Genomic DNA, 22,892 nt, shown 5'->3' with positions numbered 1-22,892 from the left:
TCGTGGCCGGCGGCTAGCAGCTGCTCAACAACTGGTTTGGCGATGTTGCCGAGGGAGCCGGTGGTGGTGATTTTCATGGTGTTTGAAAAATATGGTGGTGAAAAACTCATCTGCCCATGGGGTTTGGCCCATGCTTACCCCGAAAGCGTGTTCGGGCAGCTACTTGAAAGGCGTGAGAAATAGCTGGTTGCCCAGGCGCCCGTTGTCCGACAGGCCCGTTTTGCGTGGTCGGCCAGACGCAGAACAAAGGTGCTAGTGAAGCCCTGTGGGAAATAGTCGCATGGGGTAACAAATCAGCCGAATCCGGCGAAATGGCGGGCTACAGGCACGCTTGCCTCGTGCTGCAACACCCAGTGCAGCCTTCACCAGCGCACGACTACAGGTTGTGGGCCGGTGGGCTTAGAAGCAACGCTGCGTGCTGCGGAAGTAGGCGTAAGAGTACGGGGATATTTCCGCTGCGAGCCGGGAGTATTCGGGAAAAAAGCCGGGCCATTTTTGCTCCGCCCGCGTTTTGACACCTGCTTACAGCGTAGCGCAACCCACTCAGCCAGGAAGAAGGTAGGCACCAGCGCCGTGCAAGCCTTCGCACCCGCTGGAGGAGTAGCCGACGGCTATCCGCATCCTGGTACGCAAGCGTAGCGGCCTTGCCACCAATTGCTTATATTCGTGTTGCTAGCTTCTACGGTCGACTATTTTTTTGCGCATTTATTCTTGCTCTTCCCCTCCACCCTTCTTCGTTACGATCAGCTTATCAGGCAGCTACAGCGGCGTGGGCGGCCTACGCCAGGCTGGTCAACTGCTTGCTACTGGCTGCTGTTGATGTTGATGCTGATGCTGGCGGTGGCTGGCCCTACCCTGGCGCAACCCTCCCCGGCGAGCAAGCTGCGCTTCGAGCACCTTACCATTGAAGATGGGCTGGCGCACAGCGACGCCATGGCCGTGGCGCAAGACCAGGCCGGGTTTATCTGGGTGGGCACTAACCGGGGCCTCGACCGCTACGACGGCTACACGCTCAAGCCCTACGTGCTGCCCGTCAACGCGCTGAACGGGTTGTCGGCTAACCGCATCCGCACGCTGCTTGCGGATGCGCGGGGGCGGCTGTGGGTAGGCACCGAGCTGGCGGGCCTGAGCGTGTACCAGGCCAACCACGACCGGTTTGCGCGCCTGGTGGCGCGTGCGGGTCTTTCGCGGGCCGGCCACGCCCTGCTGCGCCAGCTGGCCCAGGCCGACGTGGCCGCCCTGGCCTGCGACGCGGCGGGCCGCCTGTGGGTGGGCACCAACCAGGGCTTGTTTGTGCTCACGGTAGGGCCCAGCCCCTGGCAGGTGCAGCAGATTGCGGCGGTGCGGCCCGCGGGCGTTGGGGCGGAGGCCTTCGCGGTGCGGGCGCTGACCGTCGATCCGCAGGGCGCGGTTTGGATTGGCTCGTCGGCCGGCCTGCACGTGGTTGATAGTCGGGTGCAGCCTTGGGTGGCCCGCCCTACCGCCGTGGCCGCGGCCAGCGTGCGGGCCCTGCACCTCGACCGGCGCGGCAACCTGTGGGTGGGCACCGAGCACCAGGTGTGGTGGGTGCCCGGAGCCGCGGGTAGGCGGCCGGAAGAGCTTCGGGCCACGCCCCTGCCCGAGCAGCTGCCGCTGCTGCAAACGCTGCTCGTCGATTCCTTCAACCGCCTGTGGGTAGGCACCACCACCGGCCTGTACGTGTGGGAAACCGGGCCCGCCGTGGCCAACCGCCCGCCTTTGCAAGTGGGTCCGCCGCACCGCTTCCTGCCCCGCGATGGGGCGCCCAACAGCCTCACCTCCGAGCAGATCTACCAGATTGTGGAAGACCGTAACCAGATCGTGTGGCTGTGCGCGTCGGATGGGGGACTGAACTGGGTGAACCTGCGGCAGAAGCCTTTCGCCAGCATCCGCCAACTGCTGCTGGGGCAACCGCGGCAGCCGACCAACTACATCAACGCCATCTTTAAGGAAGAGGCCCGCAACCTGCTGTGGTACGGCACGCGCAATGGCGTGGTGTGCTACAACCTGACCACCAACCAGGCGCGCTCCTACCTTACGCAGCCGCAATCCGGCGCCGGCGAAATCATCGTTTCCACCGTTTTTCAAAGCTCCAACGGCACGCTCTGGTTTGGCACCCGCGGCCACGGGCTGGTGGCCCTCACCCGCCCCAGCGGCCACGAGCAGCTGACCACCTACACCATCTTGGACCAGGGCGCCGTGGACTTGCGCCAGGCCGATATTGAAAGCATCGTGGAGGACCGGTTCGGTACCCTGTGGCTGGGCACCCGGGGGAGTGGCCTGTTTCACCTCAGCCAACAGGGCCAGCTGCTGGGGGCCCACCAGGCGGCGGGCCGGGCGCTGCCTTCTTCGCGCTTCACCTTCCTGCTCTACGACCGCACCCAGGACGTGCTCTGGGCCAGCACCACCGACGCGGGCCTGCTCAAGCTGCGCGTCACGCCCGACTCCGTACTGCTGCGGCGACAGTTTGCCTACCACTCGCCCCCCGGCCAGCGGCTACCCGTCAACTACGTCTGGCCCCTGCTGCTCGACCGGCAAGGCGCCCTCTGGGTGGGCACCATTGGCGGGGGGCTGCAACAGCTGATGACCGATGCGCAGGGGCGGGAAACTATCCGCTCGTACCAGCAGTGGCTGCCGGCGAGCGACGTGGAAAGTTTGCTGGCCGACGACGACGGCAACCTGTGGATTGGCGGCAACGGGCTCTACTGCTTCCAGCCCCGCACCCACCGCTACCTGCACTACGACGTGTCGGATGGCCTGCAAAGCAACGCCTTTAAGGTGGGCGCCGCCTACCGGGCCCAGGACGGCACGCTGTACTTCGGGGGCAAGAACGGCATCAGCTACTTCCAGCCGCGCACCGTGTTTCCCAACCCCGTTCCGCCCACGGTGCAGCTGATGGGCTTGCAAATCAACAACGAACCTGTGGGGGTAGGCACCCGGCTGCACGGCCGGGTGCTGCTCCGGCACGCCTTGAGCGTGCCGCAGGCCGTGACCCTGACGGCGGCGGAGAATGATTTCTCCCTGGAGTTTGTTGCCCTGAACTTTGCCAACCCCGAGAAAAGCCGCTACGCCTACCGGCTGGAAGGCTACAACCCCCAGTGGGTGTTCCCGGCGGCCGGGCGGCGCACGGCCAGCTTCACCACCCTACCCCCGGGCCAGTACACGTTTTGGGTGAAGGCCAGCAACGGCGAGGGGGCCTGGTCGCGGCCGCGGGCCACGCTGCACGTCACGGTGCTGGCACCCTGGTACCGGACGTGGTGGGCCTACGCGGCCTACGCGTTGGTGGCGCTGGGGGCGGTGGCCTGGTACCGACGCGTGGAAATGGCCCAGCAGCGGCTGCAAAGCCAGCTGGTGCTGGAGCAGTTTCAGGCCGAGAAGGAAAAAGAACTGACGGATCTGAAGCTCGGCTTTTTCACCAACATCTCCCATGAGCTGCGCACGCCTCTCACCCTTATTCTGGGTCCGCTAGAGGATATGATGGCCGACCCCAAGGCGGGTGGCGCCGGGCAACGGGGCAAGCTGCGGCTCATGCAGCAGCAGACGCACAAGCTGCTGGCCCTTGTCAATCAGCTGCTGGACTTTCGGAAGGTGGAAACCGGCCACGCGCCCCTGCGCGTCCGCTACGGCGACATCGTACCCGTGCTGACGACCCTGTACGGCGCTTTCCGGTTGCAGGCCGAAAGCCAGGGGCTGGACTACGCGCTGGAGGTGCCGGCCGAGCCCGTGCCCTTGTACGTGGACTACCACAAGCTGGAAACCATTCTCACCAATCTGCTCGCTAACGCCTTTAAGTACACGCCCGCGCCGGGCCGGATTGAGCTGGCCGCTACCCTGGTGGGCAACCCCGGCGGGGAGGCCGTCTATCACCACCGCCAGCTGACGGGCAACTACCTGAGCGTCACCGTGGCCGATACCGGTGCGGGCATTCGGGCCCAGGAGCTGGAGCGCATCTTCGACCCCTACCACCAGGCGGCACCAACGGCCGCCCGCCCTCTTATGGGCACTGGCATTGGGCTGGCGCTGGCTAAACAGTTTGCCGAGCGCCACGGCGGCGACCTGCGCGTGGTGAGCACCGAGGGCGAGGGCACCACCTTCGAGCTGCGCCTACCCTTCGGCCAGCAGCACCTAGCTCCCGAGGACCGTCCGCCCGCCGACCCCACGGCGGAGCTGCTGGACGAAGCGCGCGCCTTACTGCCGCCTGACGCCATTAAGCCAGAAGACCCAGCCGCCTCCCCAAGCGCCCGGCCGACCTTGTTGCTGGTGGAAGACAACGAGGACGTGCGCGCGTATTTGCGCCAGCTGTTTGAGGGCGAATACACCGTGCTGCTGGCCGAGGACGGCCTGGCGGGCTGGGAGGAAACCCTGCGCCACCTGCCCAGCCTGGTGGTGTCGGACGTGATGATGCCGCGCAGCGACGGGCTGGCGCTGTGCCAGAAAATCAAGCAGCACCCCAAAACCAGCCATATTCCGGTGGTGCTGCTCACGGCCCGCACCGCTGCCCTGCACGAGCTGGAAGGCCTGGGTGTGGGAGCCGACGAGTACGTGAGCAAGCCCTTCAACCCCCAGCTGCTGCAAGCCAAAGTGGTCGGACTGCTACGCAACCGCGAGAAGCTGCGCGAGTTCTACCAGCGCCAAATCCTGCTGGAACCTACCGAAATTGTGGTGGCCGACGCCGACAAGCAGTTTCTGGAAACCACCATGGCCATTGTGGAGCGCAACCTCGACAACCCCGAGTTCAGCGTGCAGGTGCTGGCCCGCGAAGCCGGCATGAGCCAGTCTCTGCTCTACCGCCGTATCAAGACGGCGACGGGGCAAACGGCCGTGGAGTTTATCCGGGATGTGCGCATGAAGCGCGCCGCGCAGCTGCTCTCCCACACCCACATGCGAGTGTCGGAGGTAGCCTTTCAGGTGGGTATTGCCGATGAGAAGTACTTCCGCAAAACCTTTCAGAAAGTGTACGGGGTACTCCCTTCCGAATACATCCGGCAGCAACGGTCCAGCCGCGAGGTTCCGGACTCCTCCCACTAACGCCCTACCCCGGCAGCCACTGTTGAAGCAAAACATCCGCAAGCGGCTCCTACCCACTCACGACCCAGCCGCAGAGGAGGCCCGCACGTGGAGCTGGGGCGTGAGGTATATGCGCTGGCAAGCACCGCCCGGATCGGCCAGAAGCGCCAGCAGCAGTTGCACCGCGGCGTGGCCCAGCTCGCGGCCGGGCAGGTCGAGCGACGTTAGGGGCGGGGAGGCCAGCGCCGCCAGGCCGGTGCCGCCGCACACTACCAGGGCTATGGTTTCTGGAACGCGCACCCCTCGCTCGTGGAGCACCTGCAGGGCACCGAGGGCTACTACCTCATTCGATATAAATAGAGCGTCGGGTAGAACACCGCTTGCCAAGGCGGCCTGTAGGTGGCGGCGGCCGGCCTCTACCGTCGCTTCGCCCTCGTACAATAGGCGCTCATTCCAAGGCACATTGTATTCGCATAGCGCCTGCGCGTAGCCCTGCCGGTGGTCGTGGCTCGCAGCCTGGTGTGCGGGTCCGGCGAAGTGCGCAATGCGCGTGCGGCCCTGCGCCAGCAGGTGACTCACCGCCTTGTAGGCCGCCTGAACCTGATTCAACACCACGGCGTGTACGTCCTTACCCGGGCCGGCCTGGTGGAAGAACACTAGGGGCACGCCCCGCTGCCGGGCCAGTTGGAAGTGGCCGGCTGACCCCGCCGGATTGGTAGCGCACACCAGCAGGCCGTCGACCTGGGCCGTGAGGAGCCAGTGAAGCTGCTGTTCCTGCTGCTCGCTTTCGTCCGCCTCGCAGATGATGACGCGCAGCTTGGCGCGGGTGGCGGCCGTGCTGATAGTGTGCAGCACCTCGGGGAAGAAGGTCCCGGTGAGTGTGGGCACCAGCACCCTGAGCACGCCGGTGCGGCCCTTGCGCAGCCCGCCGCCAGGGCATTCACCCGGAAGTTGCGCCGGTGGGCCAACTCGTGCACGCGCTGCTGCGTGGCGAAGCTGATAGTGGGCACCCCGGCCAATGCCCGCGACACGGTGGACGTGGACAGGTTTAGTTCCTGGGCTAAATCCTTAGAGATGCGGCGAGTGGCCATGGGGTAGGCAGTGGTTTGGGCGCGAGGAGCGGGCGGGTTTCCACCACTTACTGGCGGTATTCCAGCGAGGTCAACGCCTCGACTTGCCCGCCGGCAATACTACCGCGCCCAGCATAAACCAAGGAGGGGCAGATCCGCAAATAAACCGGGTAAAATTCAAGAACACCCCTGAGCCGTCTGCCCGCGTTTGCAGTGCGCAGCCGCCCGCCGCGGTGCCTCGCTACCGGCGCGGGGTAGGTGCACTTCTACTCGCCTACGGCCCGACCGGCGCCGGTGCCTACCCTCTGCCTGCCTGGATGGGTAGCATCCCCATAAAATCGGTTGGCGAAACGTGGACGAAGCAGAAATGACCCGGTTTTTTTCCCGTTTTCCCCCGGCTCGAAGCGGAAATAACCCTGTAATCTTGCACCATTCCCGGATTGCGCAGCACTCAGCCTGCACACGTGTTCGAGTTATTCGCATACGATTGCAGGAAATAAACCCAGGGTCGGCGTGGCGCATAAGCTGCCGATTTGGCCGGCCCCCAGGGCAGCAAACGATTTCACTCTGCTTCCCCGCTCCGCTGCCTGCCGGGTACTCCTACCGCCTGTAATCGGGCTAGGGCTTCGGTCTTGCCCTTACTTCTTATCCCACCCATTCTTTCCCCTTATATGAAAAAAATACTACTACCGCGAGCGTCGCTACTGGCCCTGGCGCTGCCGTTTGCCCTACTGCCGGGAGCGGTGGTTTCCGCGGGGGCCACGCCGCGGTCCTTCGTGTACCAGAACCAAGCGGCGCCTGTAACCGGCCAAGTCACCGACCAGAAGGGCGAGCCTATACCCGGCGTAACCGTTCGGGTGAAAGACCAGGCGACGGGCACGGTTACCGACGCCGCGGGCAATTACTCCCTGGCCCTACCCGCCGGCAGCACCACGCTGGTGTTTTCCTTCGTGGGCTTTGTGAGCCAGGAAGTGGAAGTGCAGAGCGGCGGCAAGGTGAACGTGAAGCTTAATGAGCAGGCCAACTCCCTGAACGAAGTGGTGGTGGTCGGCTTCGGCACCCAGAAAAAGACCTCGACCACCGCGGCCGTGTCGACCCTACCCGCGGCCGACATTGCCCAGAAGCCCGTGGTGAACGTGACCAACTCCCTGGCCGGGCGCGTGGCGGGCGTCATCTCCACCCAGGGCGGCGGCGAGCCAGGCTTCGACGGCGCCAACATTCAGATTCGGGGGATTGGCACCACCGGCGGCACCCAGCCCCTGTACATCGTCGACAACGTGCCGCGCGATTTCAGCCGCCTCGACCCCAATACCATCGAGACGATTACGGTGCTCAAGGACGCGGCCGCGGTGGCGCCCTACGGGGTAGCCGGGGCCAACGGCGTGGTGCTGGTGACCACCAAGCGGGGCCGCAAGGGGCCGCCCCAGCTCACCTACAACGCCTACGTGGGCATCCAGAATCCCACGCGGCTGCCCACGTTCGTGAACTCCTACCAGTACGCGCTGATGCGCAACGCCACGGTCGCCAACGATTTTCCGAACGACCCTAACCGGACCCTCCCCTACTCCGACGACGACCTGCGCAAGTTTCAGGACCACTCGGACCCCGACGGCCACCCCGACGGGCAGCCCCTGCGCGACATCATCCTGAAAAACCGCCTGCTCACCTACCACAACCTCTCCCTGACCGGCGGCGGCGACAAGGTGCACTACTTTGCGTCCCTGGGCTTTACGCGCCAAAACGGCATGTGGAAGCCCACCTACCTGAACAAGTACAACGGCTCGTTGAGCGTGACGGCCGACGCCACCAACACCACCCGCGTGAGCTTGTCGGTGAACAGCTGGCTGGAGGAGCAGCACTTCCCCTCCTTCGGGGCGGGCTCTATTCTGCGCCAGGCTCACCGCCAGGCGCCTACTACCCCCGTGCGCTATAGCAACGGCCTACCCACGGGCTACATCGGCGAGTCGCTGATTGGGGAGATTTACGGCAGCGGCAACCAGGTCAACCAGAATCCTACCACCCAGATCCAGTTCATGGTGGAGCAGCAGCTACCCGTGAAGGGCCTCAGCCTGAAGGGTAGTGCCAACTACGACCCGAGCAGCTCCTTGCAGCGCCGCTATACCACGCCCATCACGTTCTACAACGTGGACACCAGCACCCAGCCCTACACCTACAAGCAGGGCACGCAGGGCAGCTCCAAGCCTAGCTTTTTCGAGTACTACGGCCAGGACCGCGCCCTCACCTTGCAGGGCTACCTGAACTACGCCCGCACCTTCGGCAAGAGCGAAATAACGGGCCTGGCCGTGGTGGAGTGGCGCACGCTCAAGCACCAGCAGTTTCAGGCCAACCGCATCAACTACAACACTTCGATTGACGAGCTGGACTTCGGCGGCCCGGCCCCGGCTGACGCTACCAACGGCGGCACCTCGTTCCAGACCAAGCAGTTGGGCTACATCTACCGCGCCACCTACGCCTACGCCGACAAGTATTTGCTGGAGGCTTCGGGCCGCTACGACGGCAGCTACATTTTTGCGCCCGGCCAGCGCTTTGGCTTCTTCCCGGCCTTTTCGGCGGGCTGGCGCCTGAGTGAGGAGGCCTTCTTGAAGGACCGTTTCAGCTGGCTGGACAACCTGAAGCTGCGCGCCTCGTGGGGGCAGTCGGGGGCCTACCCCTACATCAACGGCAACATTGCCGCGTTTGAGTACCTGAGCCCCTACTCGCCCTACAGCCCCGCCGGCGTGCTGGATGGCAGCACCGTGCAGGGCCTCTACGAGGTGCGCCAGGGCAACCCCAGCATCACCTGGGAGCGGGCCAACAAGACCGACGTGGGCCTGGAGTTCAACCTGTGGCACAACGCGTTGAGCGTGGAGGCCGGCCTATTCTACGAGAAGCGCGCCAACGTGCTGACCTCGCGCACTAGTGTGCTGCCCGGCGAGTACGGCATTGGGGTAGGGCTGGTGAATGCGGGCGTGATTAAGAACCGCGGCCTGGACTTGACCGTGCGCACGTCGCGGCACTTGGCCAAAAACTGGAACCTGGACGTGACCGGCACCTTCACCTACGCCCGCAACACGCTGGTAAACGTGTTTGAGAACAGCGCTACCTACGACAACCCCAACCGCCGCATAACGGGCCGCCCCATCGGCACGCAGTTTGGCCTGGAGGCCCTGGGCTACTTCACCCCGGATGACTTCACGCCCGACGGCAACAGTCTGAAGCCGGGCGTGCCCGTGCCCACCTTCGGCCCGGTGCGCGCCGGCGACATTCGCTACGCGGACCTGAATGGGGACGGCAAAATTGACGTGAACGACCAGACCGTGATTGGCAAGTCACAGACGCCCCAGCTGATTTACGGGCTGGCCCCGCGCCTGTCGTTTAAGAACTTCGACCTGGACTTTCTGGTGCAGGGCGCCGCGCGCAGCAACCTCTACCTGAACAACATTTTCGTGTGGCCCTTCGAGCAGGCCGGCTCGGCCACCACGCTGGCCTTCGAGGAGTACTGGCGGCCCGACCGCACCAACACGCTCTACCCCCGCCTGACCGGCACGCCCACGGCCAATAACACCCAGGGCTCGTCGTGGTGGATTCGCAACGGCGCCTTCGTGCGCCTGAAGAGCGCGGAGTTTGGCTACACCTTCGACAGCTCGATTCTGGGCAAGTCGCTGAAATCGGTGCGGCTCTACGTCTCGGGCCAGAACCTGCTGACCTGGACGCCCTACATCCGCGAAACCATCGACCCCGACAATGCCGGCGACAACCGCAACTACTATCAGCAGCAGGTCTTTTCCGTGGGCCTGAATGCCAACTTCTAATCGACCCCACCCCATGTATCAGCTCACCCCATTCCGTCGCCTTGCCCCGGCCCTGCTGCTGGGGGCCGCGCTGCTGCTGCCCGGCTGCCAGAACGACGATTTCCTGAACGTCAACCCCAAAAACGCGCTCAACGAAGCCAGCGCCTACAGCACCGAAACGACGGCCGATCTGGTCGTCAACGACATCTACAACCAAATCGCCAGCTCCTACAACGACTCCAACCAGACCACCGAGCAATACTCGGATAACGGCTTTTGCGCTGCGGGCTGGCAAACGGCCCAGACCGTGGTGCGCGCTGGCGCCATCTCGGCGGCCAACGTGCCCACGGGCCCCAACGGCATGTGGGACTGGGAAAGCAACTTCAGCCGCATCCGCAAGTGCAACCTGTTTTTGCAGAACGTAGAGACGTACTCGGGCAACGTTTCGGCCACCTGGAAAAAACAGCGGGTAGCAGAAGTGCGCTTCCTGCGGGCGCTGTTCTACTCCTACCTGTTCACCAGCTACGGCGGCGTGCCCCTCATCGACAAGCCCCTGGATGCGGGCAAGGACCCCGATAACCTGTTCGTGCCCCGCGCCAACCTCGACGAAACCGTGGCCTTTATTGCCGCCGACTGCGACGCGGCGGCCGCCGACCTACCCGCCACCGCGGCCCGCAAGGGCGACGGGCGCGCCACCAAGGGCGCGGCGCTGGCCGTGAAGGGCTGGGTGCAGCTGTTTGCCGCCAGCCCCCTGGCCAACCCCGGCAACGACGCGGCCAAGTGGGCCGCCGCCGCCGCCACCAACAAGCAAATCATCGATTCCAAGGTCTATTCCCTGTTTCCGAGCTTTGCCGACATGTTTTTGCAGGAGAATGACGACAATTCCGAGGTCATCTTCAACAAGGAATATATAGCTGTCACGGCCGGCCACTCGCGCGAGGGCACCTACGGGCCGGTGTATGTGAAGGGCGTGCAGCAGGGCTGGGGCAACTTTGCCCCTACCCAGAGCTTGGTGGATGCCTACCTGATGAAGAACGGCCTCCCCATCACCGACCCGGCCTCGGGCTACAACCCCCAGGACCCATATGCCAACCGCGAGAAGCGCTTCTACCAGTCCATCCTCTACGACGGCGCCGCCTGGCAGGGCGACGTGCTGACCATGCGCATCGGGGGCAACAACCAGATTGATCTGAACTCGACCAGCGACGTGAGCAACACCGGCTACTACGGCCGCAAAACGCTGGACGAGCGCATCTTGGCGCAAACCAGCCGCGCCCAGAACGCCAACGGCTCCAACTTCATCATCTTCCGTCTCGGGGAGGTGCTGCTCAGCTACGCCGAGGCCCAGAACGAGGCCGTGGGTCCAGACGCCAGCGTGTACACCGCCCTGAATCAGCTGCGCACCCGCGCCGAGCTACCCCCGCTCACGCCCGGCCTGGACCAAACCGCCATGCGCGCCTACATTCGCCGGGAGCGGCGCGTGGAGCTGGCCTTCGAGGAAAAGCGCTGGTTTGACATCCGGCGCTGGAAAATCACGGCCGGCCCCGACGGCGTGCTCTCTACCCCGGCATACGGCATGCTGATTACCCCCGACAAAGCCACCGGCAAGCTGAGCTACAGCAAAGTGAAGGTGTTTGAGAATCGGTTCTTTGACTACCAGAACTGGATGCCCATTCCGCAGGGCGACCTGGCCAAAAACACCCAGCTGAAGCAGAATCCGGGGTACTAACGCCCTGTGTTAGCCTGTCATGCTGAGCTTGTCGAAGCATCTCTACCGCTTCGTGGCGGACGATGTAGAGACGCATACTTGCGTCTCCTCGCGTTGCTGACGTTGTTTGCTTAAGCTGTTCTAGCGTTAGTCGTTCAACGAGGAGACGCAAATATGCGTCTCTACATCGTCCGCCACGAAGCGGTAGAGATGCTTCGACAAGCTCAGCATGACAGGCTACTTTCCGAACAGCCTCTATTCAATACCTACCCTGAACGCTCGCCTACCGGACCTACGCCCTACCCTTTCTCCTGACCGACTTTTCATGTTCTCTACGTACCCCCGCATGCCTTTCTTGCCGTCCCGAAACACCCTTATCACCGGTTTGCTGGTAGCCGCCACGATCCACGCCCCCCTAGCCTTTGGCCAGGAGTGGCGGGAAGGGCTGCTGGACCCGGCGGCTAGCGCCCCCGTCCCGAAGGAGATTGAGGACCCTACCTGCATTGGCATCAATAAGGAGCCCAGCCACGTCACGCTGATGCCCTACGGCTCGCTGCCGGAGGCGCTGGCGGCCAACCGCCACGCGTCGTCCTTCAGCCAGAGCCTGAATGGCACGTGGAAGTTCCACTGGGTGGACTGGCCCGAGAAACGCCCCGTGGACTTCTATAAGCCCACCTACGACGTATCGAAGTGGCAGGACATTGCCGTACCCGCCAACTTCCAGGTGAAGGGCTACGGCACGCCCTACTACAGCAACTACACCTACATTTTTCAGAACGACTTTCCGCGGGTGATGAGCACGCCCCCGGTGAAGTACACCAACTACGAGGAGCGCAACCCGGTGGGCAGCTACCGCCGCACCTTCACCGTGCCGGCCGCGTGGGCTGGGCGCCGCACCTTCATCACGTTTGATGGGGTGGATGCCGGCTTTTTCCTGTGGGTGAACGGCCAAAAGGTAGGCTACAGCGTGAACAGCCGCAACGCCGCCGAGTTCGACCTGACCAAGTACCTGCAACCCGGCGAGAACACGCTGGCCGTGGAGGTGTACCGCTTCACCAGCGGTAGCTACCTCGAAAACCAGGACATGTGGCGCCTGAGCGGCATCTTCCGCAACGTGACCTTGTGGAGCGCCCCGCAGGAGCACGTGCGCGACTTCTTCATCCAGACGGACCTGGACAAGCGCTACCGCGACGCCGACGTAACGGTGCGGGCCCGCGTGAAAAACTACGGCCCTACCCCTACCCCCGCCCGCACCGTGCGCGCCACGCTCTACCGCGGCACCGCGCCGGTGGCCGGGGCGGCCAGCAGCCAGCGGGTGCCGGCCCTGCAACCGGGCCAGGAAACCACCGTGCTGGTGCGCTTCCGGGTGCGCAACCCGCAGAAGTGGACCGCCGAAACCCCTACCCTCTACACCACCGTGCTCACCGTGCAAGAGGGCAATAACACGGTGGAAACGCTGTCGGCGCGCACAGGCTTCCGGGAGCTGGCTTTGCAGGGGCGGCTGTTCACCCTAAACGGGGTGCCGATTAAGCTGAAAGGTGTGAACCGCCACGAAAACTGGCCCGACGACGGCCACGCCGTGACCGAGGCGCAGATGCTGGAAGACATTCGCCTGATCAAGCAGGCCAACTGCAACCACGTGCGCACCAGCCACTACTCCGACGACCCGCGCTGGTACGAGCTCTGCGACGAGTACGGCCTCTACCTGGTGGCCGAGGCCAACGTGGAGTGCCACGAGCGGCAAAACCAATTCAACGACGTGCCCAGCATCCGGGCGGCCATCGTAGACCGCAACGTGGCCAACGTGGAGAACTTCAAGAACCACCCGTCGGTGGTGATTTGGTCGCTGGGCAACGAGAACGGCTCGGGCGGCTCCAACTTCCGGGCCGCGCTGGCCGCGGTGAAAACCCTGGACCCCAGCCGCCCGACCCACTACGAGGGCTTCGGCATTGCCGATCAGAACCCGGCCGACATCGACAGTCGCATGTACACGGGCACCGCCGACCTGGAAAAGCACGCCCAGGACCACACCCTAACCAAGCCGTTTTACCTCTGCGAGTACGCCCACGCCATGTTCAACTCCATGGGCTCGGTGGACATTTACAACGACCTGTTCGACAAGTACCCGCAACTGCTGGGCGGCGCCATCTGGGAGTGGCAGGACCAGGGCATCTACAACCGGCGCGACCCGCAGCACCCCATCACGGCCTTCGGGGGCGGCTTTGGCGAGTACCCCAACGACCACTACTTCATCCACAAGGGCGTGGTGTTTTCCGACCGCTCCCTGAAGCCCCACTACCCCGAGTTGAAGCACGCCTATCAGTGGCTGACCATCCGGGCGAAAGACGCGAAAAAGGGCGTGGTCACCATCAAAAACCGCTACCAGTTCCTGGACCTAAGCAGCCTGACGGCCCGCTGGGAGGTGAGCGAGGATGGCAAAATCATCGCCTCCGGGCCGCTGGCGGTGGGCACCATCCTGCCCGGCGCGGAAAAGGACGTGACCGTGCCTTACAACGTGCAGCCCAAGCCGGGCGCCGAGTACTTTCTGCGCGTTTCCTTTGACTTGGCTACGGATCAGCTCTGGGCCAAAAAGGGCTACGAGGTGGCCGCGCAGCAACTGGCGCTGCCCATTGGTCAGCCGGCCGTGGCTGCGGCCCCTACCACGACACCCCTCACCCTGACGGATGCGCCGGGTAGCATCACGGTGCGGGGCCCAGCGTTTAACCTTACTTTCGATAAAGCTACGGGCACGTTCTCGCGCATGGAAAAAGACGGGGAGAACGTCTTGCAGGACAACGGCGGCCCCCGGCTGCACCTGTGGCGGGCCCCGCACCAGATCGACGATATGTGGGCTTACGAGGGATGGGAGAAGAAAGGGCTCAAAAATCTCACCTGGACTGTGGGCGCCGTGCAGGCCCGGCAGGTTTCGCCCACCACGGTTGAAATCAGCGCCGACCTGACGGGCAAGGGCCGGCAGGACTTCGTGGTGCAGCACCGGGCGGTGTACCACATCACCGGCGACGGCCGGCTGGACGTAACCAACCACGTCAGCTGCAACGACCCTACCCTGGTGCTGGCCCGGCTGGGCGTGCGTTTGTTGCTAACCAAGGAGTTTAACCAGTTTGAATACTTCGGGCGGGGGCCAATGGAAAACTACGCCGACCGCAAGCGCGGCTTCGACGTGGGGCGCTACGCCAGCACCGTGGCCCAGCAGCTGACGCCCTACGAGAAACCCATGGAGTGCGGCAACCACGAGGACGTGCGCTGGGCCGCGCTGGCCTCGGCTAAGGGCACCTGCTTCACCGTGCGGCAGGACACCGCGCACCTGCAAATCAGCGCCCTACCCTACAGCGACGAGGAGCTGGAACGCGTGGAGTACCGCATCGATCTGCCGCCCAGCCAGGGCACGGTGCTTTGCATCAGCCACAAAACGCTGGGCGTGGGTTCCAACGGCTGCGGCCCCCGGCCCCTACCCCCCTACCAGGTGGCGGCTCAGCCCACCACTTTCCGCTACCAGTTGCAGCTATCTGACAAGCAGCAGCTGCCTTAAAAACCTCTGATTCCGCCTAGTTTCTGAGTCCTGTTCTGCCACGGGCTACGGCCGCCACCCGGCCGCTGTAGCCCATGGTCGGGCTTGCTGTGCCCTTACCACAGGGCCCGCCGCGGCGGCTGGCGGCTGCTTTTCTACCCTTCTATTTCGGCTTGCATGGTATCACTTTTACATCCTTTCTATGAAAACCCATCCTCAACCCACTCGCAGTATCTTTCTACGTTATGCTACCTCCCTGGCCCTGCTACTCCTGCTGCTGGCCAGCGCGCTGGGGGTGCGGGCACAGGTCCCCAACGCCCGGGCTGATTCGGCCATTGCGGCGTTCAACCAGGCCTTTTTGCTGCGGCAGAACAACAACGTTTTCTATCGAAAGGCGCTGAACACCACCGAAGCGGACGGCACCTGGACGCTGGCGCTGGATATTTTTGGGATGCAGGACACCTACGAGCACCGGCGCACGGCCGCCGACCAAGCGCTGGTAAACGAGTTGTGTACCTCCTTTCTCCGCCTGAATCCGCCTCCCTACACCTGGGACGGCTGGAACGATGACCTGGCCTGGATGGGGCTCAACCTAGCCCGGGGCTACCAGATAACCGGCAACCGCAGCTTGCTGACTCAGGCCGAGTACTGCTTCAACCTGGCCTACGACCGGGGCTGGAACAGCACCTTCAACGGCGGCGGCATCTGGGAGCAGCAGCCGGACATGACGCCCGCCGACGGCACCGTCAGCAAGGAAGCCCTGGCCAACAACCCCAACGGCAAGCTGGCCTGCCTGCTCTACGAAAGCACCGGCAATCCGGCGTACAAAGACAAAGCGATGCAGCTTTATACCTGGTCGAGAAGCCACCTGTTCAATCCGCTGAACGGGCAGGTGTACACGGGCATCGACCGGGCCGACGTGGTGAACAAATCGACGGCGGTGTACAACCAGGGGTCGTTTATTGATTTCGCGGCCCACTTGTATAAAATCACCAGCAACGAGATGCTGTTGCGCGACGCCCAACTGGCCGCCAACTACGTCATCACCAATATGACGACCAACGGCATTATCAGCAACTCGGCCGACTACCTCAACACCTGGGCCGACGAGTACGCCCGCGGCCTGGGCCACCTCTGCCAGTGGAATCCGCAGCTGTGGAACACATATTACCCCTTCCTGAAACGCAACGCGGACGTGGCGTGGAAAAACCGCCGCCCCGATCTGAACCTGTCGGGCAATGGCTGGGCCGCGCCTACCCCCCTCAACCCCGCCGGCGAGCCAACCAAGTACGTAAGCACCGTGGCCCTGCTGCAATACACCCCCACTGTGCAGCCGCTGCCCGGCACCCTGGAAGCCGAGCACTACAACTTCAGCAACGACGCCTACCCCCGCGACGCTGCTACCACCACTGCCGCGCTACGGGCCGGCGAGTGGCTGGAATATCTCGTGATGGTGCCAACTGCCGGGCTCTACACCCTCACCTTCACGCTGGCGGGCCCGGCCCCAACCGGAACGCTGGAAATTCAGCAAAACAACGTCCTACTGACTGCGCTGGCACCGCCAACGGCGGCGAGCAGCGGTAGCGTAACGGCCGCCGTGCAACTCAGCGCCGGCGTGCAGGCCCTCAAGCTGCGCGCAGTTGCCGGCAGCTGGACTATCGACAAGTTTGGCGCGCAACACTGCCACGACATTGTGCCGTTTGTGATACTCAACTCTAAGCCGGCGCAGCAAACAGCCGCGGTAACTGCGGCGCCCGGCGACAAAGTGCAGCTTAAACCCACACCGGGTAGCGGCACGTGGCGCTGGACCGGCCCCAACCGCTTTACGTCCGATTCGCGGGTGGTGACGCTCAACAACATCCGCCCCGAGCAGGGCGGCACCTATACCGCCACGTATACCAACGAGGCCGGGTGCGTGAGCGTGCAGGATTTCGTGGTGACGCTGAGCGGGTGCACACCTACCCCCCTTACCACAACAGCGCAGCTCAACGACGCCGCCCCCGTGCCAGTGGACTCCCTCACGGTGCCGGCCGGAAGCTTTATGGCTCTCGAGGCCCAGCCCGACGCGGGCACCTGGCAGTGGACCGGCCCCAACGGCTTCACGGCCGACACCCGCCGGATTACGTTCTTGAGCATCGGTTACCGCGACGCTGGCCGGTACACCGTCACCCACACCAACGCGGCCGGCTGCATGAGCACCCGGGTAGTGCCCATCACTTTGACCGGGGCGGACCCATGCAGTTCCCCCATCACGCCCTACCTGAACGTCAACAACCTAGCCTGGCTACAGCAGGACTACGCCTCCCTGCAATTGGGCGACCGGATTACCATTGGTCCGCACCCGCTGGATACCGGCACCTGGCGCTGGACGGGCCCCAATAACTTCTTGGCTACCACCCGGGAGTTCACCCTTACCAATTTCACTGCCGCTCAAGCCGGCGTGTATACGGCCGCTTTCACCAACTCCACCGGCTGCGTGAGCTACCGCAATTTCGTGCTCGGGCTCAGCAGCAACTGCCAGCCAACGCCCCTTATCCCTACCATCACCATCAACGGCGCGGCTTCCTCCCCTACTTCACCCCTGGCCATTCATTCCGGTGACAACGTGCTGATTACGTTCCCGGCTACCCAGGGGATGTGGCGCTGGACCGGCCCGAACGGGTTTACGGCGGAGACCAACCAAGTAGCGTTCGACCAGATCTTGTTTTGGCGGAAGGGCAGCTACACCGTGAGCCTCATCGATGCCAACGCCTGCATCAGCTCCTACACTTTAACGCTCGACGTGCAGGGCAACGACTACTGCGGCCAAGCCATCACGCCCTACTTCAACGTCAACGATGGGGCGTGGCAAAGCGAGGCGCAAATCACAGTGAACCAGGGCGATAAGCTGCAAATCGGCCCCCACCCCGCCCAAAACATGTGGACCTGGACGGGACCCCAAGGCTTCGTGGCCACCACCCGGGAGATTGTCCTGCGCAACATCCGCTCCGACCAGGCCGGCATCTACCACGCTACATACACCAACAGCCTGGGGTGCTTGAGCTTCCAGGATTTCGTAGTGAACGTGAACCACGTCACCGCTACGCCGGCGAAAGTACTCTCTACCCGCGCCCGTGCTGGCCAGCAGCCCAGTATTTACCCCAACCCGGCCCTACATGAAGTCATGGTAACAAACATGGCGAAAGATGATCGTATTACCATGTACAATCTAGTAGGCCAAGCAGTATCCTTACCCGAACCCACGATTAGCAATGGTAGTGCAAAACTGGATATCGGCCGCCTACCATCCGGCGTCTATTTTATCACGGTAGCGGGCGCTTCGGGGCAGGCAAGCTATAAAGTGGTGAAAAGGTAGCCGCGCTAGAACGCACTTGGTCGTAATTTTTGACAGAGTAGCAACTGTGGTTCTCACATGCTGCCCTGACTATCTGCGTGATTAAGGCACTGTCTCAGTGCAAGGAAAACAAGCTACAAAGCAGCAGCACCATTGTTATTGTCAATGGTGCTGCTATTTCACTCCAGTGATAGAGCAACAAATAATAGACTCTTATTTCATATATTTGTAAGTACTTACGTAAGTAATAACTGAAGATGGATTTTTTTGATCAAATTGGGCCTACGGCCTTGGGAAGTCGTCTGCGGCGGCTCAGTGAACAAATGTCCGGTCAAGCCGCAGAGGTGTACGCGTTGTACCACCTACCCTTTGAGCCGCGCTGGTTTCCAGTTTTCTATCTAGTGGCCGAGCAGCCTGGGCAGTCAGTTGGCGAACTGGCCCACCGCATTGGCCAGACGCACGCGGCGGTCAGTCAGGTGGTGAAGGAGCTGGGCAAGCATGGGTTGGTGTGCACTGAGCGCGGGGCCGGTGATTTACGGCGCAATGTGGTTACGCTCACAGCCAAAGGCGCGGCCTTGTGGCCCGCCTTACAGGAGCAAACCAACGACGTGCGCTTGGCCACCACGGCCCTACTAGAAGAAACTCGGCACAACCTCTGGTTGGCGATGGGCGAGTTGGAGCACGCTCTGGCCCAGCGTAGCTTGGCTAGCCGGGTAAAAGCCGTGCGAAACCAGCGTCTAGCAGCCGAAGTGCGTATCATCGACTACCAGCCTGCTTACCAAGCTGATTTCAAGCGTCTAAACGTGGAGTGGATCGAGCACTACTTCCGGCTCGAACCCGCCGACCTACGCGCCCTAGACCAGCCCGAAACCTATATTTTGGAACGGGACGGCCACATCTTACTGGCCACTTACAGGGAAGAAATCGTGGGGAGCTGCGCTCTACTCAAGATGGAAAACAATGCCTACGAGTTGGCCAAGCTAGCCGTCTCCCCCGCGGCGCAGGGCCTGGGTATCGGCTACCAACTAGGGCAAGCCGCGCTGGACAAGGCCCAGGCGCTAAGCGCCCGCCGGGTGTATTTGGAAAGCAACACTAAGCTGGACGCGGCGCTGCAACTCTACTACAAGCTGGGCTTTCACAAAATCGTAGATGGCCCCCCGTCGCCCTACGAGCGCTGTAATATTCAAATGGAATTGCTCCTCTCTACTTAAAGCCTAGCAGTGAAGTGAAAATAGGCCTTAGTTAAAAGGTTGGTCCAGATGTTAAGTGAGCAGCGCTTATGACCCGTTCGTAGACTTTGGCCACGCTAGCCCAGGGGGCTAATTGCTTGCCGTTAGGGAAACGCGGCAGAACCGCCGAGCGATTATCCTGTTTAGCTAGCTCATCCTTCCATATGGCACTTTCCCCAATTACTGGCCCGGCCTGGCGGCGTTTCACCGTGGGCAAGTGGCACGTAACCGCGCTCGCGGACGGCATGACCACAGTTGACATTTCCCAAGTCGTGCTGGCCCGCCCCCCCGACGAGTTAACCTCCTTGCTGGAAGTCGCGACGTTAGTAAATCCAGTCGCTATTTCCATCAATGCTTACGTGCTCGACGACGGGACGCACTGCCTATTAATCGACACCGGGGCCGGCGAGCTGATGGGGGCCTCGGCTGGCCAGCTGCTGGCCAGCCTGACCCAAGCCGGTTACCAACCTGAGCAGATTCAGGCCGTGTTGCTCACCCATATCCACGGGGACCACTCGGGCGGCCTACTTAGGGGGGAGAAGCTCGCTTTCCCCAAGGCTGACGTGTATGTCAACACCTTGGACGCTGCGTACTGGCTCAGCGAGGTGAACCAGCAGCAGGCACCCGCCGCCCGCCAGCGCAGTTTTGCCAACGCGCGGCGCAAGGTGTTGCCCTACCAACAAGCGGGCCGGCTGCGTCCCTTCTCGACCGGTGGGGAACTGCTGCTTGGCATTGGCACGCTAGCCCAGCCGGGACATACGCCGGGCCACACTTACTACACCCTGATAGGTACTGACCCGCAACTGGTCTTTTGCGCCGACCTCGCACACTTGTTGACCTTGCAACTCGCGGACCCCACGCTCGCCTTAGTCTATGATGTACACCCGCAGCAAGCGGTTAACGCACGCCAGCGGTTTCTATCGGAGGCGAGTACGGCGGGTTATTGGTTCGCAGCGGCGCACGCGCCCTTCCCAGGTATTGGCCAGGTGATAGCCGCGAAGATAGGTCATCGGTGGCAACCCCTCGACCCAACTAGGCAGGTCATCTAACTGCTTAATACTAACCGGGCATTAGGACAGCAGCTAGTAGGCGTAGGCATTGATCGTTCACTAAAATCTGCATATGAAGGAATAATTAGGCCGGCCATCTGCTGAACAAATAGGTAGGCTCGAAAACAACTGATTTGGTTCAGAAAACTTGTGCAGCAATCAAAGTACAATTAACCCCGCCAGGGTGATAAGAAACGGTATTTCGAGTCTCTAAAATAGCCGTCTACACGCTTTATATGCAGATTTTCTATCGTGACAACGCACTGATAGCTCCGTTCTTGGGTAAAAAGTCGCGGTTGAAATGCTAACCGATTAACCTTTGGACCAAACTTTTAACCAAGGCCAATATGGGGTTCTTGTTTCAAACGGGCGGATTTAGCGATTTTAGCAACGTAATTCAGTGACAGCACCCCCCTCATGGTGCTCGAAGCAGCGCTTTCCAGCCATCTACACAGCTGCGTACAGCCGTTTCTAAGGGCCCGTAAGTGGGGTAGCGCACGAGTACAAAACCAGCAATTCCCCGTAAGGCTGTCCGGTCGGCTTTTACTGCGGGCGGTCGTGCCTCAGAAAACAGGCAACCAGGCGAGTGGAAGCCGCTCGTTTACCTTGCCCAGGCAACCCTTATCCCCTCGCGGTCATCTGTGCGGTCAAGCAGGTCCAGTAGTAGACTTGCCGCTCTACCAGTAACCCCATGCATTATCGCTTTCTACCGCTGCTGCTCGTATTGGGCAGCGCAGCCTGCACGACGTCCCGGCCGGTTTCCACGGCCTGGCAGAGCCGCCAAACCACGGACAGCTGGACGGTGTCCTTTGACCAGTTCACGGGCCGCGAACAGGTGACGTTCCTGCGCCAGCCGCAGCGGCTGCTGTACGTGAGCCGGCAACTCACGACGGCCGCCGGGCAGCTGCACGTGCAGGTGGACGGCCAGCCCCTACCGCCTGCCCCGGGGGTCGCGCACGTGAAACTACCGCTCACGCAGTCCCGACAGCTCGCCGTAGTCGGCCAGCAGGCCCGTGGCTCGTTTGCGCTGCGCTATCCCGTGTATCAGCAGCCCCAGATTCAAGTGGTCTGTAGTCCAAACTTGGAACTGCTCGGCCTCTGTAATCTGCTGCTGCAATACGAGGACTTGGCCACGATCCCCGAAACGCAAACTGTTTCCTTCGGCGGTCAGCCAACGAAAGTGAAGGACCTCTACGCGCTGAACTTGACGCTGGCGGCCCCCTTCACCAAGTTCGCCACCTCCGCTCACCTGGCGCTGCTCAAAACGTATTTTGACAAAAGCTTCTACCTGCACTACGCCAACTTCGTGCTGAGCCTGCCGGACTTCCCCAAGGCCAGCCTCCAGGCCGACAATCCGTTCCGCCAGCAATTCGCCTCGCCGGCGGATGCGCAGGCCTTCGTGGCCGCCTGTAACGCTTTTTACGAAGAAGTGGCTTTCGGCGACTTCCTGCGCCAGCGCCGGCCCTACTATACGGCCATGCTGGCCGAGGTCAACGCCAACCTGCCCCCACCGGCTTTTCTCACCGAAATGGAGCACTTCTATGGGCAGCCCGCGGCTACTTACCGGCTGTATCCCAGCCTGACGATGCCGTTTAGCTCGGGCTTCGCCGTGGGTGGTAACCACGTTATCGGCAACGTGTTTGGCAGCTTCCTGCCCCCGGCCAACGTGACGGAGGAGGCCGGGCTGCGTCTGGGCTTTGCGGACCCGCTGGCCCTGCGCACGGTGTGCGTCCACGAATTCGGGCACTCGTTTGTCAACCCGGCGATTGACCAGGTGAGCGCGCACGTGTTAGCCCGCAGCGCCACGCTGTTCCAGCCCATTCAGGCGCAGATGGCCGCCCAGGGGTACAACGAGTGGAAAATCTGCCTGTATGAACACTTTACCCGCGCCGGCGAGGTGCTCACGGCCCGCCTGGTGGGCGACCCGGCCAAGGCCCAGGAATTGCTAGCCGAGAACGTGCAGCAACGCCACTTCCGCTACCTGCCTCAGATAGTGCGGCAACTGCAATACTGGTATGATAACGAATATTTGGTGATGTCTTACCCCCAGAAAGTAGCGGAAATTATCGCTACGCTTCAGGAGGAAGCAGCCGCAGAAAGAAGATAGTGTGCGCGCAGGCACGGCCTCACGGCCCGTACCCGGCTACCTGGGATTGC

General features: G+C 62.6%; 9 protein-coding genes. 8 read left to right on the top strand and 1 reads right to left on the bottom strand.

Going from position 1 to position 22,892, the window contains the following annotated elements; all coding sequences use genetic code 11:
- Positions 1 to 711 precede the first annotated feature (711 nt).
- Complete coding sequence (locus tag H8B15_RS16275) at positions 712 to 5,046, top strand: two-component regulator propeller domain-containing protein (protein ID WP_187320713.1); 4,335 nt, start codon at positions 712 to 714, stop codon at positions 5,044 to 5,046.
- A gap of 57 nt (positions 5,047 to 5,103) precedes the next feature.
- Here H8B15_RS16275 and H8B15_RS16270 read toward each other — a convergent pair whose 3' ends face one another.
- Positions 5,104 to 5,919, bottom strand: coding sequence for a LacI family DNA-binding transcriptional regulator (locus tag H8B15_RS16270; protein ID WP_343069174.1), 816 nt, complete (start codon positions 5,917 to 5,919; stop codon positions 5,104 to 5,106).
- 847 nt (positions 5,920 to 6,766) lie between these two features.
- Here H8B15_RS16270 and H8B15_RS16265 point away from each other — a divergent pair.
- The 7 genes from H8B15_RS16265 to H8B15_RS16235 all read left to right on the top strand — a co-directional run bounded on the left by H8B15_RS16265 (position 6,767) and on the right by H8B15_RS16235 (position 22,842).
- The gene (locus H8B15_RS16265; protein WP_187320711.1) at positions 6,767 to 9,907 is read left to right on the top strand and encodes a SusC/RagA family TonB-linked outer membrane protein; all 3,141 of its coding nucleotides are present in this window, start codon (positions 6,767 to 6,769) and stop codon (positions 9,905 to 9,907) included.
- Entirely contained in the window at positions 9,894 to 11,615 is a 1,722-nt protein-coding gene (locus tag H8B15_RS16260; RefSeq protein ID WP_187320710.1) for a RagB/SusD family nutrient uptake outer membrane protein, read from the top strand. Before H8B15_RS16265 ends, H8B15_RS16260 begins: the two co-directional genes overlap by 14 nt.
- A gap of 325 nt (positions 11,616 to 11,940) precedes the next feature.
- Positions 11,941 to 15,144, top strand: coding sequence for a glycoside hydrolase family 2 TIM barrel-domain containing protein (locus H8B15_RS16255; protein WP_187320709.1), 3,204 nt, complete (start codon positions 11,941 to 11,943; stop codon positions 15,142 to 15,144).
- Positions 15,145 to 15,325: 181 nt separating this feature from the next.
- Positions 15,326 to 18,478 carry a glycoside hydrolase family 76 protein gene (locus tag H8B15_RS16250; RefSeq protein WP_187320708.1) on the top strand — a complete coding sequence of 1,051 codons (3,153 nt, stop codon included), beginning with the start codon at positions 15,326 to 15,328 and terminating at the stop codon, positions 18,476 to 18,478.
- 302 nt (positions 18,479 to 18,780) lie between these two features.
- Complete coding sequence (locus H8B15_RS16245; protein ID WP_216859174.1) at positions 18,781 to 19,668, top strand: bifunctional helix-turn-helix transcriptional regulator/GNAT family N-acetyltransferase; 888 nt, start codon at positions 18,781 to 18,783, stop codon at positions 19,666 to 19,668.
- Between the two features lie 182 nt (positions 19,669 to 19,850).
- Positions 19,851 to 20,735: an MBL fold metallo-hydrolase gene (locus H8B15_RS16240; protein WP_187320706.1), complete on the top strand. Its 885-nt coding sequence runs from the start codon at positions 19,851 to 19,853 to the stop codon at positions 20,733 to 20,735.
- Between the two features lie 691 nt (positions 20,736 to 21,426).
- A complete protein-coding gene (locus H8B15_RS16235) occupies positions 21,427 to 22,842 on the top strand; it encodes a DUF4932 domain-containing protein (RefSeq protein WP_187320705.1) in 1,416 nt (471 codons plus the stop codon).
- The last annotated feature ends 50 nt before the right edge of the window (positions 22,843 to 22,892 follow it).

Source organism: Hymenobacter citatus, from assembly GCF_014333615.1.
Lineage (GTDB): Bacteria > Bacteroidota > Bacteroidia > Cytophagales > Hymenobacteraceae > Hymenobacter > Hymenobacter citatus.
This window is presented reverse-complemented; position numbering and strand designations above follow the sequence as displayed.

What these genes read in the sequence shown, in the direction of transcription:
- H8B15_RS16265 (WP_187320711.1), top strand. Translation starts at nt 6,767, where the DNA reads ATGAAAAAAATACTACTACCGCGAGCGTCGCTACTGGCCCTGGCGCTG.
- H8B15_RS16260 (WP_187320710.1), top strand. Translation starts at nt 9,894, where the DNA reads ATGCCAACTTCTAATCGACCCCACCCCATGTATCAGCTCACCCCATTC.
- H8B15_RS16255 (WP_187320709.1), top strand. Translation starts at nt 11,941, where the DNA reads ATGCCTTTCTTGCCGTCCCGAAACACCCTTATCACCGGTTTGCTGGTA.
- H8B15_RS16250 (WP_187320708.1), top strand. Translation starts at nt 15,326, where the DNA reads ATGAAAACCCATCCTCAACCCACTCGCAGTATCTTTCTACGTTATGCT.
- H8B15_RS16245 (WP_216859174.1), top strand. Translation starts at nt 18,781, where the DNA reads ATGTCCGGTCAAGCCGCAGAGGTGTACGCGTTGTACCACCTACCCTTT.
- H8B15_RS16240 (WP_187320706.1), top strand. Translation starts at nt 19,851, where the DNA reads ATGGCACTTTCCCCAATTACTGGCCCGGCCTGGCGGCGTTTCACCGTG.
- H8B15_RS16235 (WP_187320705.1), top strand. Translation starts at nt 21,427, where the DNA reads ATGCATTATCGCTTTCTACCGCTGCTGCTCGTATTGGGCAGCGCAGCC.